Here is a 15,722-nt window from a genome sequence, read left to right as displayed (position 1 = left end):
GGCATGGATCTTCTTAACGCCCTTGTGGCGCTTACCAATTTTGTTGTGGTCCCTGGGCTCGCCTATGGCAGCCAGCTGGCGCTGGGTGCGCTGGGGGTGACGCTGATTTACGGGATCCTAAGGTTCTCGAACTTTGCCCATGGCGACACCATGGCGTTTGGCGCGATGCTGACGATCCTGGTCACCTGGGGGTTCCAGTCGATGGGCATCAGCTTTGGCGTGCTGCCGACGGCCCTGCTGGCGCTGCCTTTCGGCATCCTCGGGACCATTGCCCTGATGCTGCTGACCGACCGGACTGTCTATCGCTTCTATCGCCAGCAAAAGGCCAAACCGGTAATCTTTGTGATGGTCTCGCTGGGGGTGATGTTCATGATGAACGGACTTGTGCGTTTCATCATCGGACCCGGTGATCAGCGGTTTGCCGATGGCGAACGGTTCATCATCAAGGCGCGCACCTTCAAGCAAATGACCGGCCTGAGCGAAGGTCTGGCGATCAAGACCACGCAAGGGATCACCGTCATCACCGCGATCCTCGTGGTGGCGGCGCTGTTCTGGTTCCTGAACAAGACGCGCACCGGCAAGTCTATGCGGGCCTATTCCGACAACGAGGATCTGGCCTTGCTGTCCGGCATCAACCCGGACCGCGTGGTGATGTACACCTGGATGATCGTGGCGGCGCTGGCGACAATTGCCGGGGTTCTTTATGGCCTCGACAAGTCGTTCAAACCCTTCACCTACTTCCAGTTGCTGTTGCCGATCTTTGCCGCTGCCATCGTCGGCGGACTGGGCAGCCCTCTGGGCGCAATTGCCGGCGGGTTCATCATCGCCTTTTCCGAGGTGACGATCACCTACGCCTGGAAAAAAGTGCTGACCTATGGGCTTCCAGAGAGCGCCGCGCCCGATGGCCTCGTCCAGCTGCTCAGCACGGATTACAAATTCGCGGTCTCCTTCGCGATCCTGATTGTCGTCCTTCTGTTCAAGCCCACCGGTCTCTTCAAAGGAAAAGCGGTATGAGTGCGACCCTGAAACACACGCTTCTATTTGTCTTGGTCGGCGTTCTGATCCTGCTGGAAGGCGCCACCGACTTCTTGTTCTTCTCCGGCTCCTGGAACTCGGCGCTGGTGATCCTCAACATGGGTCTGATCTCAGCGATCATGGCGATCGGGGTGAACATCCAGTGGGGCTTTGCCGGGCTGTTCAACGTCGGGATCATGGGTTTTACCGCGCTTGGCGGTCTGGCCGTGGTCCTGATCTCAACGCCGGTTGTACCCGAGGCCTGGTCCGCGGGCGGTGTCGGTATCGTGATGGCATTGGTAATGGGCGCGCTGACGATTGCAGCGGCCGTGATGATCACCAGGTTCATGCCCGCGGGCAAACCGCGGGCGGCTGTGCTGGCGGCCGTTCTGATCGTCGGCTTTTTCGTGTACCGCGCAATCTTCGACCCCGCAGTGGGGGCCATCGAAGCAATCAACCCGGCGCTGCAGGGCAACATCGGCGGCCTCGGCCTGCCAGTCCTGTTGGCCTGGCCTGCGGGCGGGTTGCTCGCCGCCGGGGCCGCCTGGTTGATCGGCAAAACCGCGCTGGGCCTGCGCTCTGACTACTTGGCGATTGCCACGCTCGGCATTGCCGAGATCATCATCGCGGTTCTCAAGAACGAGGACTGGCTGTCGCGCGGCGTGAAGAACGTCGTCGGCTTGCCGCGGCCGCTGCCCTACGAGGTCGATCTCCAAAACGACCCCGGTTTTGTGGAAAAGGCCGCCGGCTTCGGTTTGGATCCGGTGGTGGCCTCGACCATTTACGTCAAGGCAGGCTATGCGCTGATGTTCACCGCTGTGCTGCTGGTCCTTTTGTGGATGGCACAAATGGCGTTGAAAAGCCCCTGGGGGCGGATGATGCGCGCAATCCGCGACAATGAAGTTGCCGCTGAGGCAATGGGCAAGCATGTTACCCGCCGCCATCTACAGATCTTTGTTTTGGGGTCGGCGATCTGCGGTATTGCCGGGGCGATGATGACGACGCTGGACAGCCAGTTGACACCGGGCACCTACAATCCGTTGCGTTTTACCTTTCTGATCTGGGTCATGGTAATTGTCGGTGGCTCCGGCAACAACTTTGGTGCCGTCTTGGGGGGCATGCTGATCTGGTTCTTCTGGATCAAGGTGGAGCCGATGGGCCTGTTGGTGATCGAAGCCATCACCGCGGGCATGGCTGACACCAACGCCATCAAGGTTCACCTACTGGAAAGCGCATCGCACATGCGGCTGTTCACAATGGGGCTGATATTGTTGCTGGTGCTGAGGTTCAGCCCACGCGGTCTGATCCCTGAGAAATAACACAGAACGCCGCCCGATCATCTCGGGCGGCGTTCTTGCTTCTTTCTGGCGCAAATATAGGCTCGCCGAAACCATGGGCTTGACGACGCCAAGCCCAATTCCCACCTCAGCGCCCCTTGAACAGGCTGCCCAGAATGCCACGCACGATGCGGCGGCCGGTGGTGCCCTTCAGCTCCTTTATCACCGCTTGCGACATTGCAGAGGAGAACGTGTCCGTCTTTCGAACCGGTCGCGATGTTGACCGGCTGACCCGCGCACCGCTGTAACGGCGGGCCGCGTTGAACTCCCGCGCCATCGGCTCGGCGTCGGCCTCGGCAGCAGTCTCCGCGGCCTCCGCTGCACCGGCCGCGGCTTGCGCGCGCTGCGCGAGAATTTCATAAGCCGAGCGGCGATCCAGCGGCTCGTCGTACTTCCCGGCCATATCCGAGCCTTGCAAAAAGGCGGCACGCTCCTGCGTCGTGATCGGCCCGAGTTGCGAACTCGGCGGGCGGATCAGCGTTCGTTCAACGACGCCCGGGACGCCCTTTTTCTGTAACATCGAGGTCACCGCTTCGCCGACGCCGACCTCGCGGATGGCGTCCTCCGTCGAAAACCGCGGGTTCTCGCGGTAGGTTTCTGCCGCCAGGCGCAGATTCTTGCGATCGCGGGCCGTAAAGGCGCGCAGCGCGTGCTGGATACGGTTGCCCAGCTGGCCCAGGATGTCCTCGGGCACGTCGGAGGGGTTCTGGGTGATGAAATAGATCCCGACCCCCTTGGAACGGATCAGCCGCGCCACCTGCTCGACCTTGTCGACCAAGGCCTTTGGGGCGTCCTCGAAAAGCAGATGCGCCTCGTCAAAGAAGAAAACCAGCCGAGGCTTGTCCGGATCCCCCACCTCTGGCAGCTCCTCGAACAGCTCACTAAGAAGCCATAACAGGAACGTCGCGTAAAGGCCCGGCGCCGTCATCAACCGGTCGGCAGCCAGGATGTTGACCATGCCGCGCCCGGCGTCGTCGTGGCGCATCAAATCTGTCAGCGCCAGCGCCGGTTCGCCAAACAACCCGGCACCGCCCTGGTTTTCCAGCACCAGCAGGCGACGCTGAATTGCCCCGATAGACGCGGTCGACACGTTGCCATAGCGCAGCGACAGCTGGTCGCGGGTTTCACCGATCCAGACCAGCAAGGCTTGCAGATCCTTGAGATCCAGCAGCGGTAGCCCCTGCTCATCCGCAAGCCGGAAGGCGATGTTCAGGATCCCCTCCTGCGCCTCGCTCAGCTCCAGCAGGCGGGACAGCAGCAGCGGCCCCATTTCGGCAACCGTGGTCCGCACAGGATGCCCCTGCACGCCATAAAGATCCCAGAAAGTGACTGGGCACGCGTGGTAGGTATAATCGTCAAAACCAATCTTGCCGGCCCGGTCTGCGAAAGCCTGGTGCAGCTTGTGGCCAGGGCTGCCAGACTTGGCCAGGCCGGACAGATCGCCTTTCACATCGGCCAGGATCACCGGCACCCCCGCATTGGAAAACCCTTCGGCCAGGATTTGTAGGGTTACGGTCTTTCCGGTGCCGGTAGCTCCCGCAATCAGCCCGTGCCGGTTGGCATACTTCAGCGCCAGTGCTTGCTGCTCCGCATAGTCCGGCCCGCCGCCGCCGAGAAAAATCGAACCCGTCATATGAAATTCCAATCTTGCTATGTCCTGCCCCATGTGGCGATCCACAAAACGTGCCGCCCCTGTGGATAATAATACAGCGTTAACTTTTTGGTGCCATAGTGAACAGGCCCGCTCCCGGTGGACGCGATTACCGGGGGCGGACATTTCCTCCCTGTCAGACTGGCCGTGCCTCGTGCACGGCCTTCTTTTTATGCGATCGACGTCGCGCTTCGCCTGAACAATGCCCACGTCCCGTTTGCGGACCGGAGAGGACTGTCGGTTTCAATTTTTTTTTGAAGTTGCATGTTGACCGATGCTCAGGCCTCTCGTAACGTCCTTCTCAATAACTAAGTCGGCCAGTCCGACGGGGAGACGCACATACGAAAAAGGGGGCCGTTCGGTTCCCTTTTTTGTTTATTGGCAGCGGCTTCTGCTGAAGAGCGGCTCGGCGGAAATCCTCCGTTGGGTCCTGTTATTGACCTGACACCCCTTGGGCTGCGTGTTAAACGCAACGGTAGCGTCCTTAGAAAAAAGAGGCATTCATGTTGAAGTCCCTGACCCCGATCACGCTGGCCGCGGTTCTCGCCCTTGCGGCACCGCTGAGCGCGCAGGAAGCCGCATCCGACGACACTGCAACGCCGGACACCGCGCAACAGAGCGAGCAGTCGGATCAAAGCGCCCAGACCGGCTCCACTGCCGACAATCTTCTGGATCTCGGCCAGCCGGTCGAGGACGGCCCGCAACTGGGTCAGCGCTACTCCAAGGAAACCCACGGCGACTGGGATCTTGCCTGTGTGAAGACCGAGGCGGAAACTGACCCCTGCTCACTGCTGCAAATCCTGTCCGGACCTGAGGGCAACCCGATTGCCGAGGTGTCCTTGTTCCGGATTGACCAGGAAGGCGGCCAGGCGGTCGCGGGTGCCACGGTGATTGTTCCGCTGGAAACCCTGCTGCCGGCGGCCCTGACCATTTCTATCGATGGCGCACCGGCGAAGCGCTATAACTATTCCTTCTGCAATCCGATGGGCTGCGTGGCGCAGATCGGCCTGACACAGGGCGATATCGACGCATTTAAGAAAGGCCAGAAAGCGGTGCTGTCGCTGCGCCCGGCGCCGGCACCGGACCAGGTGGTGCAAATGGATCTGTCGCTGAAGGGGTTCACCGCGGGCTATAACGTGGTGGACGTGGTCAAACAGTAACCTGCACATAGCACGTGCAGACAGAAAACGCCGCGGTCCCAAGGATCGCGGCGTTTCACTATGCGCGTCGTGGCCTCCGCCTCAGACCCGGCGCAGCGCCAGCACCGAATTCAATCCGCCAAAAGCAAAGGCATTGGACAAAGCAACGTCCACACGCGCCACCCGGGCCTCATTCGGCACGACGTCCAGCGCACACTCGGGGTCTGGCTCCTCGTAGCCGATGGTGGGGGCAATCACCCCGTCGCGCAACGCCATGATACAGGCCAGAAGCTCCACCGCGCCGGTGCCGCCAATCAGGTGGCCGTGCATCGATTTCGTCGACGAGATCATCAGCTGATCCGCGTGCGGGCCAAAAACATCCGCCACCGCGGCGCATTCGGTTTTGTCGTTGGCGGCGGTGCCGGTGCCATGCGCATTGATATAGCCGACCTCGGAGGCATCCACACCGGCATCGCGCAGCGCGCCCGCGATTGCCCGCGCCGCGCCCTGCTTGCTGGGCATCACGATGTCCGAGGCATCCGAGGTCATGGCAAAACCGATCACCTCGCACAGGATCTCGGCGTCACGCGCGCGCGCGTGCTCATATTCCTCAAACACGAAGATGCCAGCACCTTCGCCCTGCACCATACCATTGCGGTTGGCGCTGAACGGGCGGCAAGCGTCCTTGGACATCACCCGCAGCCCTTCCCACGCCTTGACCCCGCCAAAGCACAGCATGGATTCCGATCCGCCGGTGATCATGACCGGGCTCATGCCGGTGCGAACCATCTGAAAGGCCTGCGACATCGCGTGGTTTGACGAGGCGCAAGCTGTAGAGACGGTGTAGCTGGGGCCTTTGAGATTATACTGCATCGAAACATGGCCAGCCGCGGCGTTGTTCATCAGCTTGGGTACCACAAAGGGATGCACCCGGTTCTTGCCGTCCTCGTAAACACTGCGGTAGTTTTCATCCAGCGTTTGCATCCCGCCGCCGGAATTGCCCAACACCACCCCTGCCCGTGCCGACAGCTCGCCGTGGAACTCCAGCCCCGCCTGGCTGATTGCCTGCTGCGCGGCCGTCAGCGTAAACTGGGTGAACCGATCATAAAGGCTCAGCTGTTGACGGTTGAACCGGCCCTCAGCCTCATAGCCTCGGACCTGGCCGCCAATTCGGATCGCAAGGCGGTCAACATCGCGAAACTCCAGCGGCCCGATGCCACAACGGCCCTCGCGCATGGCTTCCATGGTGGCAGGCACAGAGTGGCCCAGGGCATTGATGGTGCCGGCCCCGGTGATCACAACGCGGTTCATCGCGGCCTATGCCTTTTCGCAGATTAGCTTGTTGATGCCAGCAACAATGGCACCGACATTGGAGATGTCAAAATCGCTTTGCTGCGGTTCGTTGGCGTTGAAGGGGATCGAGATGTCGAACTCTTCCTCAATGGCAAAGATGCACTCCACCACGCCCAGGCTGTCGATGCCGAGATCGTCCAGGGTGCTGTCCAGGGTCACATCTGATGGCTCAAGAACCGCCTGCTCGGCAATGATTTCGATAACCTTGTCCTGCGTGCTCATGTAGGGATCCCCGATCGTTAGGCTGCGGCAGATGTAGTAATTGCCGGGTTACTTGAAAACAGCCTTTTTTAACAATTCGATGTCACGCATCAGTCGTGGCAGGCGGCGCTGTGCCTTGTACATTTCGGTGTGCGTGTCCATTTTCACCGCCGGATAGCCCATGATCACACGGCCCGCGGGCACGTTGGACAGGATTTTGGTGCTGCCGCCGGCAATCACCCCGTCGCCAATAAAGATATTGTCGCCAACCCCGGTCTGCCCGCCCAAAACCACATTGTTGCCGATCTCGACGGACCCGGAAATGCCGGTCTGGCCGCACAGCAGACAATCATTGCCAATGCGGGTGTTGTGGCCAACGTGCACGAGATTGTCGAGTTTGCTGCCATTGCCGATCACCGTGTCGCGGATGGTGCCGTTGTCCAGTGTGCAGTTGCTGCCCAATTCGACATCATCCCCGATGGTGACGGCGCCCAATGAATGGATGCGCACCCAGCTCTGGGCTTTCGCCTCCCCCTGATCGCCCAGCGTCTTACGGGCCGTCTCGGCGCCCGATACCTCGGGTGTCACATAGGAGAATCCGTCGCCACCGACCCGCGCGCCCGGCTGGGCACGGAAGCGATCGCCGATGGTGGCGCGTGCGCCAATCGAGACCATTTCGCGCAGCTGGGCATCACAGCCGATCTTAGCATCGGTGCCGATGAAACACTGCGGACCGATCACGGACCTGTCCCCAATGCGCGCCCCTGCGCCGATAACGCAGAACGGACCGACCGAGACATCAGCGCCCAGTTCGGCCGTCGGATCGATCACCGCGCTGGGGTGAACGCCGGAGCCAAAGCCCTGGCCGGGGTCCAGCATGGCGGTCAGCCCCGACATCGCCATTCGCGGGCGCGGCGCAAAAATCGCGGCACGCAGCCCAAGCGCCTGCCAGTCGGCGCCCTGCCAAAGCATCGCAACCTGTGCGTCGCCGCTGGCCAGCCCCTCAGCGTATTTGGGCGCCATGGCCATGGCGATCTGTTCTGGCCCCGCGTCCTGCGGTTCGGCCGCGCCAGTGACTGTCAGCTCCAGGTCGCCCTGGGCGTCGGCCCCCAGGGCATCGGCAATCTGGCGGATGGTGAACATGGCAAGCCCTCTCGGAAAATCCTGTCTGGGCTTGGTATTTACCCCTGAACGCCAGGCAGCACCACCCCCGCCCGTTCCAGCGCCTCCCAGATCTTGGCGTCCCGACCGTAAACGTCACGGCGGAACTCCGCATGACCGGAGGTCGAGACCACAGCGGTCCGGTAAATGAGGTGCACCGGCACCTTCTGCTCCAGCTCCACCTTGGTTTCACGGCCACTGTTCAAAATGCGGTGAAAGAACGCTTTTGGATCCTCAGTCTGTTTGGCGAGCAGCGCATAGGCGAATTCAAACGGCTCCGCCAACCGGATGCACCCGTGCGAGAAAGCGCGGACTTCGCGGCCAAACAGGCTCTTCTGCGGGGTGTCGTGCAGATAGATATTATATTTGTTCGGGAACATGAACTTGACCAGTCCCAACGCATTTCTGCTGCTGGGCGGCTGACGCATGGCATAAGGAAAGTTGCGCGCGGTGTACTGCGAGAAATCGGCGTCGCTGCGGTTCACCACCCGGCCACGGCGGTCGGTGATTTCAATATGCCCAACCGCGTTCGGGTTGTTGCGCAGCTTGGGCAGGTATTCCTTGGTGATGATCGAGCGCGGCACGTACCAGCTCGGGTTGATCACCATATGCTCCATCTCATCCGAGAATTCGGGACTGCGCCGGTCATGGGTGTTCTTGCCGATCACCGAACGGGTTTCAAAGGTAACATCACCATTATCGACGATCTGGGCTGAAAAATCGGTCTGGTTGACCAGCACATGCCGCGCCCCCCGATCCGGGCTCAGCCACCGCTCGCGCTCCATCGCGACGATGACCGCTTTCAGCCTGTCGCTGACGGGCCTGTTGATCTCTGCCAGCGTGCCAGCCCCAGCAACGCCATCTGTTGCCAACCCGTGATCGGACTGGAAGGCTTGTACCGCACGCTCAAGCGCAGTGTCATACCTGCCCGATGCGCTGCGCCCGAGGTAGCCCATCGCCATCAACCGGTTGCGCAACGCCACCACGGCTGCACCCTGGTCGCCCGGCTCCAGCTTCTTGGCGTTCACCGTCGCGCCCCAACCGCCTGCGGCGATCAGCTGTTCCAGCCGCAGTTTTTCCCGTTGCAGAGCACGGTATTGTGACGACACGGGCACCAGATTTCGCATGAAGGCAAACGGCTGATTGTCGCGGATCCCTCGCAGGAACTGCCGCGCATCCACGCTATGCTTCTTCCGCACAATCCCATCGTCAATCCGGCGCGGCTCCAGAATACCGGTTTGCAAGTCGGTGGCGTAATCGACCAACGCCTGGCTCAGCGCAGCTTCGACCTCGCCGAAATCGCGAACTGTTCGCGCGTCACGCATCAGCTGCATCAGCTTATTCACTTCGGCAGACCGATCAGGCAACCCGTGCGCCGCCGTTTCTCCCATCGCTGCCAGCAACGCGCTGCGCCGCAGCCGCGCGGCCTGGTCCTGGCTGGTCCAGATCGCCTCGTAACCATTTTCACGATAGAAATCCGCGACGGAGGCATTTTCCGATGCGGCCTCGGCCACGGATTGGCGGAAAGCCGCCGATACATCGGCGGCCGCAGGCAAAGAAATGCCACCCGCAATTGCGCCGCCAAGCGCAAGGGCAAACACGCCCGCTTTGGCCTCCAGCATGATTTTCTCTGCAGCTGTGCGCATCATAGTGTTCTGGTCCTCGATCTGCCTAAAGCTCTATTCTGACTGTGCCTATCTGAAAGCTTGGTAAATGCCAGCCTCCAATGTCCATTCACAAATTCGAAAAATTAACCGTGATGCACAGCCGCCGCGTCTATGACACCCAACAGCAACATTCGCGGGGAAAACCGCCCGACATCTCCCCATTTGCGCGGGAATTTGCCGAAAAACGCGTTACTCACGAAGGTGCGGCAAAGAAATATTGGAACAAAACAGCAGCTGTGCCATACAAGCCGCACGTTAACCGCAGCAAGGTTAACGGGCCCGTAACATCGGGTGTTCAGGCAGGACTAAAAACGTACGGGACGACGTAGGAACATGACAGAAACCGCGGGCACGGGATTCTCCCGGCGTTCACTTCTGGGTGTATTTGCAGCAACCGCGGTTGCGGCCGCACCCACCTTCTCCAACGCAGCAGGATTTCTTCGCGGTGGCGGCGACATCCGTCGAATCCGCATGTACTCGGGCCGCACCGGCGAGCGGCTGGACATGGTGTATTGGATCGATGGAAACTACATCAAGGACGCCGTGCGCGAAGTGAACCACTTCATGCGCGACTGGCGCACAGATCAGGTCAAGGAAATCGATCTGCGCACCATCGACATCATGGCTGCGTCGCACAACCTGCTGGATGTGAACGAACCCTACCTGCTGTTGTCGGGCTATCGCAGCCCCAAGACCAATGCGATGCTGCGCAGCCGGTCGCGTGGCGTGGCGAAGAAATCCTTGCACATGCGCGGCCAAGCCGCCGACTTGCGGCTGGCGTCGCGCTCGGTGTCGCAGATGGCCAATGCTGCGGAAGCCTGCCGCGCGGGCGGTGTGGGGAAATACTACCGGTCGAATTTCGTGCATATGGACTGTGGCGCCGTGCGCAGCTGGCGGGGCTGAACCCAACCTTCTGTTCCTTCATTCGCCCAGTCTAGACAGCTGACCCGCATGGCATCCATGCGGGTCTTTTGCCACTTTCCAGCCAAGCGCCCAAGCCAAGAGGCAGGCACGATGATTTTGGAAAGCTGGTCTTTTTTCCCGTTGCAGCGGCGACCAACCGCAGTTATACCCCGATCCAACGACGCACCTGTAGCTCAGCTGGATAGAGCGCTGCCCTCCGAAGGCAGAGGCCAGAGGTTCGAATCCTCTCAGGTGCGCCATATCACATGCTCCGCTAAAGTTTGCAGCCAGATCCTCGAGAGTGAGCGCGGGATCGGGTGCATAAAGTCCTTGGCCCCCAATATGGCAGAGGTCGCATAATGCAAGCGCAAGCACGGGTTCTCGCCCAGTTTGGTCGAAAGTTCCCCAATTATACAGCGATTCTCCGGTGATCGGAGGGCGTGTGCGAACGATCCACCTTTCATACACTTCAGTTTGCCTCTACAACCCCGACTTGCCGCCGTTCAGAAAAGATCCCTTTTGACTTGCCCCGTGCGTGTCGTCGTTTCAAAATTCCGCCTTCCTGCACATAACTGCGGAACGCCAATATAGGAGAATGACCTAACGCTCGGCTACGCGTGATCAACGCGGCCATTGTCTGGACGCATCTGACTGTTCGCCTCAACGCGAAGTCGCGGCAGAGCCTGGGGGTATTCTTGCTGTAACCAGGCAATCATTTTCTCACGTATTTCGCAGCGCAGGTCCCAGGCCTTGGGTGAGGTGCGGGCGCTGACAAGGCCGCGCACGGCGATGCTGTCCTTTTCGGTGTCGGCCACCTGCAGGTTCACCACATTGCCATCCCAAAGATCCGAGGCTTTCGCCAGTTCCTCCAGCTTGGCGCGCATCTTTTCGACCGGCACGGTGTAGTCGAGATACCAGAACACCGAGCCGATGATCGAGGCACTTTCGCGGGTCCAGTTCTGGAACGGTTTCTCTATGAAATAGGACAGCGGGACCACCATGCGGCGCCAGTCCCACAGCCGAACAACGACATAGGTGGCAAAGATCTCTTCGACCCAGCCCCATTCATCTTCGACAATCACCACATCCTCGAGCCGGATCGGCTGGGTGATAGCGATCTGAAGCCCGGCGATCAAGTTGGTCAGCACCGGCCGCGCCGCCAAACCAACCACGAGACCCGCGGCCCCGGCAGAGGCAAAAAGCCCGGCGCCGTATTTCTGCACGCTGTCGAAGGTCAGCAGGACCCCGGCCACTGTAAAGATCCCCAGCACAATACTCGTCGTGCGGCGCAACACCCGCGCTTGTGTCACAATCTTGCGGGCCGCAAGATTGTCGTCCACGTCCAGCCGATGACGCCGCACAGCGCGATCCGCGACGTGGTTGGTCACGAGAATCAAGGTCCAGCCAATGAGAATGATCAGAAGGATCAGGAACAGATGCGCGACCGGCGCCTGCCAGCCATAAGGCAGCTGGATGTTCGGTAGCAGCCAGGCCAACGCGGCCACCACGGCGGCCAACCGAGAGGGGCGGCGTGCGCGACGCAGCAGCGAGTGCCCGGTGGCGTTCTCGCGCGACAGCCAGCGGCTCAGGACACGGTAGATGAGCCAATGCAGCACCAGCGCCGCGCCACAAGCAGCCAGAACCGCCAGCAGCGGGGCGAGGAAATCGGGTGCCGCGTCAAGCTGCAACCCCATTTTTTCGCCAAGGCGGTTTAGCGTCTCCATGGTTCAGGCCCACCAGATCACCATGACCGCGGTGGCGAGCACCAGCAACCCGGCCCAGACTGTGCGGTCCTGCCACAAGGGTTTTTCCCATTGCGTGAAGATTTCCTTGGCTTCATCTGCCCGCCAGACCAGCGCGTCGAGGTTCTCCTTCTCCTGGCGAGAGGTGGCATAGGAAATACCAAAATGCAGGAGGATCCCGATGGCCATCATGATCGACGACATCACCGTGTAATGGATCTCTGGCAGCCCCATGTAGGCCCAGTAATTGGTCACCTCTTTCAGCACAAAGAGCGGGATGCCGATCACCAGGCCGAAAATGATTGTCCAGAAGGCGCCATTGCCGTTGAGCCGCTTGGACATCAGCCCGAGGATGTAAACCACCACGATGGTCGGCACGATGTAGGAAAGCGAAGATTGGAAATAGCTGAAGAGGCTCTCGAACCCGGCGATCATTGGCGCGTAAATAGCCCCGAAAACCATGATCCCTGCGGTCACAAGCTTGCCCAGCCAGACCTGCTTGTCTTCGTCAACGTTGAACATCGGTTCGGCGAAATCCTTGACGACGAGGGTTGAGGCCGAGTTCAGCGCCGAGTCGAGCGAGGACATGATCGCAGCGATCAGCGCCGCCATGATCAGACCACGCAGGCCGATCGGCATCAGCTCGAACGCCAGCGTCGGAAATGCGAGATCGGGGGTTTCCAGATCGGGATAGAGCTTCAACGCGATGAGCCCCGGCAAGACCATCAAGAAGATGTTCGGCAATTTCAGGAAGCCGGCAAAGATAGCCCCGATCTGGCCCTCTTTAAGATCCTTTGCTCCCAGCGTGCGCTGCACGACGAACTGGTTGATCGTCCAATAGTAAAAGCCCAGAAGGACGACCCCCAGAAGCCCTGTCCAAGGCAGAAAGTCATCATCCGCCGGGAGAATTATATGGGTCAGTTCTTCCGGTGTACCGGTGAAGAGTTCCTGCCAGCCGCCGATTTCGTCGAGCCCGATCCAGAACAGGGCTGCGGCGCCGATGATCAGCAAGATCGCTTGAACCGTGTCAGTGACGACAACCGCTGACAGTCCGCCAAGGATCGTATAGATGCCCGCCACCAAAGCCAAAAGCGCGACGGCCGCCCACAGATTGAGGTACCCCGTCACATTCGAGATGACCAAGCCACCGGCATAGAGGGCGCCGGCGGTGTCGATGAAGAGGATGGCGAGAATGGTAAAAAGCGAAAACGCGCGCCGCGAGCGCACGTCGTAGCGTTCCTCCAGAAACCCAGGAACCGTGGAAATCTTGGCCCGCAGGTAGGACGGCAGGATGAAGATCGCAAAGAGGATCAGAACAAGGGCGGCTGTCCACTCATAGTTGAAGATCACCACGCCATTTGCATAGGCTCCGCCCATCAACCCAACAAAACTGGAGCCCGACATGTTGGAGGCGAAAAGTGAAAAACCGATCAGGTACCAAGGCAGGGAGCGCCCGGCGAGAAAATAGTCCTCCGACCCGCCGGATTGTTTGCGCGATATGTAAATGCCATGGGCAATGACACCGGCGAAGTAGATTAACACGATCACATAATCGATCAGGTGAAGGTCAAATTTCGCGCTCTCCATCGGGCTCTCCCGTCTGTTGATGTTTCTGACTCAGGGGTCATCACATTCTCGCGCCGAGGTGACGGCGGCGCGTGGCGTATTAGCTATCGTCGTCCCAAGGCTCCATTTCTTGCAGTTCTTTCTCGGTAGCCGACACATAGGCGCGCAGGTCATCGGCGCCAAAGCGGCGCAGTTCGATCATGTCGAGCGACAGGGCAATTTGGGTTTCGCCCAACCCCAGAAAGCCGCCGATATCCAAAATGACTTTGTCGATCTTTCCGTTCTCTGCGAATGTGACCTGAGACACTTCGCCGACCCAGTTGTCATTCTGGCCAAAGGCGGCAAGGCCCAGAAACTGTTCGGACCCCAGATCGCCGATCTTCACGATCTCGATCCTCTCTCCGTCGCGGTACATGTCGGCAGCGCGCAGCTGGACCTGTTTCTCGTCATATTCCGGGGCGGCCTTCAGCTGTTCCTCCTGGCCGACATAAAGCAGGAAGAACTCGTTGTCCTCATCCGCATCAGGCAAGAAACGCAGCTCATCCAGCGGCAGAACCCGCGTTGCCCCCGCGCCCAGCAGCCCCCCGGCATCGATCACGACGCCGCGCAAGATGCCGTCCCGGCTCATCACCAGTTCGGCGACACGCCCGACCATTTTCCAGTCTTCCAAAGGTTCCTTCAGCTCTTTCAGGTCGATGTCTTCAAGGGCTTCCCCCTCCTCCGAAACGAACAGCTTGTGGCCGTTCAGGCTCGACAGGGCGATCAATGTGTCATCTGGGGTGAATCTTGGCGCAACCGTCTCCGATTTGAGGGTGGTGGCGGCAAGGCTCCCGATCACGGTGATAGCGAGAAGCGGCGCATGTCTCATCTTCCATTCTCCTGCTGCAAAATCCGGTCGGCCAAAGCCCCGAGTATAGGAAGGGTAACGAAATGGTGATGAAAAGGTTCCGTCGCGATGGCCACCCTCACATGACTTGCAGCCCAAGTGCGCCGACATAGACGACCAGCAGACCGATGCTTTCCCAGCCGATCCCGCGCCGTTGGCGAAAGATCAGTCCGAGGCTCAGTATGGCGGTCATCATCATCGCCACGGTCAGCCAGAACAGGTCGTCGGCACCGATCGCATGATAGAGCGAGCCATCACGGTAGCCCACGTCCGACAGGGTCAGGAACAACGTGTCAAAGGTATTGCCGCCAATGATCCCACCGACCGCCAGTTGCAGCGCGCCACGGCGCACGGCGACCAGCGTCGTGACAAGTTCGGGCAGCGAGGTCAGCACCGCAGTCATGGTGGCCCCGACTACGGTATCCGACAGGTCCAGCCGATCCGAAATCTCTGCCGCAACCCGGGCGACACCCCAGCCCGCCACCGCCATGATGACAAGCAAGACAAGGAAAGGCACGATCAGCGCGGCTGCGGATTTCTCCGCCTCGCTGTCGCCATCAGGTTCATCGGTGCGGGTGTCGGACGTGGTCACCGGGTGCCACATCGGATCTACCCGCAACCGAGCTGTGGCACGCATCCCGTACACATAGATCACAAACAGCGCGATGCTGGCGGGATGGATCCCCCACCAAGCCACCTCCGGCGCGGTATAGGCCAACAGCGGGACGGTCAACAGCAGCAGTAGTAGCCCAGCTTGAAAGACATTCGCCAGATCCGCCGCCGCGTGTTCCAGATTGGCTTTTCGGTAGATCATGTCCGCCAGCGCCAGAAAGGCCGTCTGCGCCGCGATGCCGCCGATACCGTTTGAAAACGCGAGCGAGGCCCGCCCATCAAGTGCAGAGGTCAGCGAGACCACGGTTCCCGACATCGATGTGGCCGCGCCCAGAAGAGCCGCGCCCACCAGCGCCTCGCCCAGCCCGGTGCGATCGGCGATCCGGTCGCTGAGGCCGGTCATGCGGTAGCCGGTGACAAGAATGACAAGCGCGGCGAGGCCGCCAAGTGCAAAGAGGATCGGGGTGGACAGGCTTGCAAACATAGATAG

14 protein-coding genes and 1 tRNA gene are annotated in these 15,722 nt (G+C 60.4%); 6 read left to right on the top strand and 9 right to left on the bottom strand.

The features are described 5' to 3' along the window. Nucleotides 1-3 precede the first annotated feature (3 nt). Together AC0IPL_RS07635 and AC0IPL_RS07630 are read left to right on the top strand one after the other, a co-directional pair. Nucleotides 4-1,014 (top strand): branched-chain amino acid ABC transporter permease, encoded by a 1,011-nt coding sequence (locus tag AC0IPL_RS07635; protein WP_474273307.1) that lies wholly within the window; start codon nucleotides 4-6, stop codon nucleotides 1,012-1,014. Beyond that, the gene (locus AC0IPL_RS07630; RefSeq protein ID WP_474273305.1) at nucleotides 1,011-2,333 is read left to right on the top strand and encodes a branched-chain amino acid ABC transporter permease; all 1,323 of its coding nucleotides are present in this window, start codon (nucleotides 1,011-1,013) and stop codon (nucleotides 2,331-2,333) included. The genes AC0IPL_RS07635 and AC0IPL_RS07630 overlap by 4 nt, the downstream gene beginning before the upstream one ends. A 106-nt stretch (nucleotides 2,334-2,439) precedes the next feature. Here AC0IPL_RS07630 and AC0IPL_RS07625 read toward each other — a convergent pair whose 3' ends face one another. Then, nucleotides 2,440-3,984 (bottom strand): helicase HerA-like domain-containing protein, encoded by a 1,545-nt coding sequence (locus tag AC0IPL_RS07625; RefSeq protein ID WP_474273303.1) that lies wholly within the window; start codon nucleotides 3,982-3,984, stop codon nucleotides 2,440-2,442. A 521-nt stretch (nucleotides 3,985-4,505) separates the two neighbouring features. Between AC0IPL_RS07625 and AC0IPL_RS07620 the strand changes: the two genes are divergently transcribed. Beyond that, nucleotides 4,506-5,162 (top strand): invasion associated locus B family protein, encoded by a 657-nt coding sequence (locus tag AC0IPL_RS07620; protein WP_474273301.1) that lies wholly within the window; start codon nucleotides 4,506-4,508, stop codon nucleotides 5,160-5,162. Between the two features lie 81 nt (nucleotides 5,163-5,243). Here AC0IPL_RS07620 and AC0IPL_RS07615 read toward each other — a convergent pair whose 3' ends face one another. The 4 genes from AC0IPL_RS07615 to AC0IPL_RS07600 are packed head-to-tail and all read right to left on the bottom strand — an operon-like array spanning nucleotide 5,244 to nucleotide 9,505. Then, complete coding sequence (locus AC0IPL_RS07615) at nucleotides 5,244-6,452, bottom strand: beta-ketoacyl-[acyl-carrier-protein] synthase family protein (RefSeq protein WP_474273300.1); 1,209 nt, start codon at nucleotides 6,450-6,452, stop codon at nucleotides 5,244-5,246. A gap of 6 nt (nucleotides 6,453-6,458) precedes the next feature. Beyond that, nucleotides 6,459-6,716: an acyl carrier protein gene (locus AC0IPL_RS07610; RefSeq protein ID WP_474273298.1), complete on the bottom strand. Its 258-nt coding sequence runs from the start codon at nucleotides 6,714-6,716 to the stop codon at nucleotides 6,459-6,461. A gap of 48 nt (nucleotides 6,717-6,764) precedes the next feature. Next, the gene (gene lpxD / locus AC0IPL_RS07605; protein WP_474273297.1) at nucleotides 6,765-7,838 is read right to left on the bottom strand and encodes a UDP-3-O-(3-hydroxymyristoyl)glucosamine N-acyltransferase; all 1,074 of its coding nucleotides are present in this window, start codon (nucleotides 7,836-7,838) and stop codon (nucleotides 6,765-6,767) included. 38 nt (nucleotides 7,839-7,876) lie between these two features. Continuing rightward, entirely contained in the window at nucleotides 7,877-9,505 is a 1,629-nt protein-coding gene (locus AC0IPL_RS07600; protein WP_474273295.1) for a L,D-transpeptidase family protein, read from the bottom strand. Nucleotides 9,506-9,582: 77 nt separating this feature from the next. Between AC0IPL_RS07600 and AC0IPL_RS07595 the strand changes: the two genes are divergently transcribed. The 3 genes from AC0IPL_RS07595 (at nucleotide 9,583) to AC0IPL_RS07585 (ending at nucleotide 10,686) form a co-directional block, all read left to right on the top strand. Next, on the top strand, nucleotides 9,583-9,852 hold the full coding sequence (locus tag AC0IPL_RS07595) for a hypothetical protein (RefSeq protein WP_474273294.1): 270 nt from the start codon (nucleotides 9,583-9,585) through the stop codon (nucleotides 9,850-9,852). Between the two features lie 4 nt (nucleotides 9,853-9,856). Next, a complete protein-coding gene (gene mepK / locus AC0IPL_RS07590; RefSeq protein ID WP_474273292.1) occupies nucleotides 9,857-10,426 on the top strand; it encodes a peptidoglycan L,D-endopeptidase MepK in 570 nt (189 codons plus the stop codon). 183 nt (nucleotides 10,427-10,609) lie between these two features. Continuing rightward, nucleotides 10,610-10,686: transfer RNA gene (locus tag AC0IPL_RS07585), tRNA-Arg, on the top strand. Between the two features lie 351 nt (nucleotides 10,687-11,037). On the opposite strand, the gene AC0IPL_RS07580 is transcribed toward AC0IPL_RS07585, so the two are convergent. The 4 genes from AC0IPL_RS07580 to AC0IPL_RS07565 form a co-directional block, all read right to left on the bottom strand. Next, on the bottom strand, nucleotides 11,038-12,150 hold the full coding sequence (locus AC0IPL_RS07580) for a mechanosensitive ion channel family protein (protein WP_474273290.1): 1,113 nt from the start codon (nucleotides 12,148-12,150) through the stop codon (nucleotides 11,038-11,040). 3 nt (nucleotides 12,151-12,153) lie between these two features. Then, complete coding sequence (locus AC0IPL_RS07575; RefSeq protein ID WP_474273288.1) at nucleotides 12,154-13,755, bottom strand: sodium:solute symporter; 1,602 nt, start codon at nucleotides 13,753-13,755, stop codon at nucleotides 12,154-12,156. Nucleotides 13,756-13,834: 79 nt separating this feature from the next. Beyond that, nucleotides 13,835-14,602 (bottom strand): hypothetical protein, encoded by a 768-nt coding sequence (locus tag AC0IPL_RS07570; protein WP_474273287.1) that lies wholly within the window; start codon nucleotides 14,600-14,602, stop codon nucleotides 13,835-13,837. A gap of 97 nt (nucleotides 14,603-14,699) precedes the next feature. Further along, entirely contained in the window at nucleotides 14,700-15,716 is a 1,017-nt protein-coding gene (locus tag AC0IPL_RS07565; protein WP_474273285.1) for a sodium:calcium antiporter, read from the bottom strand. Between the last annotated feature and the right edge of the window lie 6 nt (nucleotides 15,717-15,722).

It is taken from the genome of Leisingera sp. SA32, from assembly GCF_056033425.1.
Note: the sequence above shows the minus strand (reverse complement) of the source record. Positions and strands in the feature narration are given on the sequence as shown.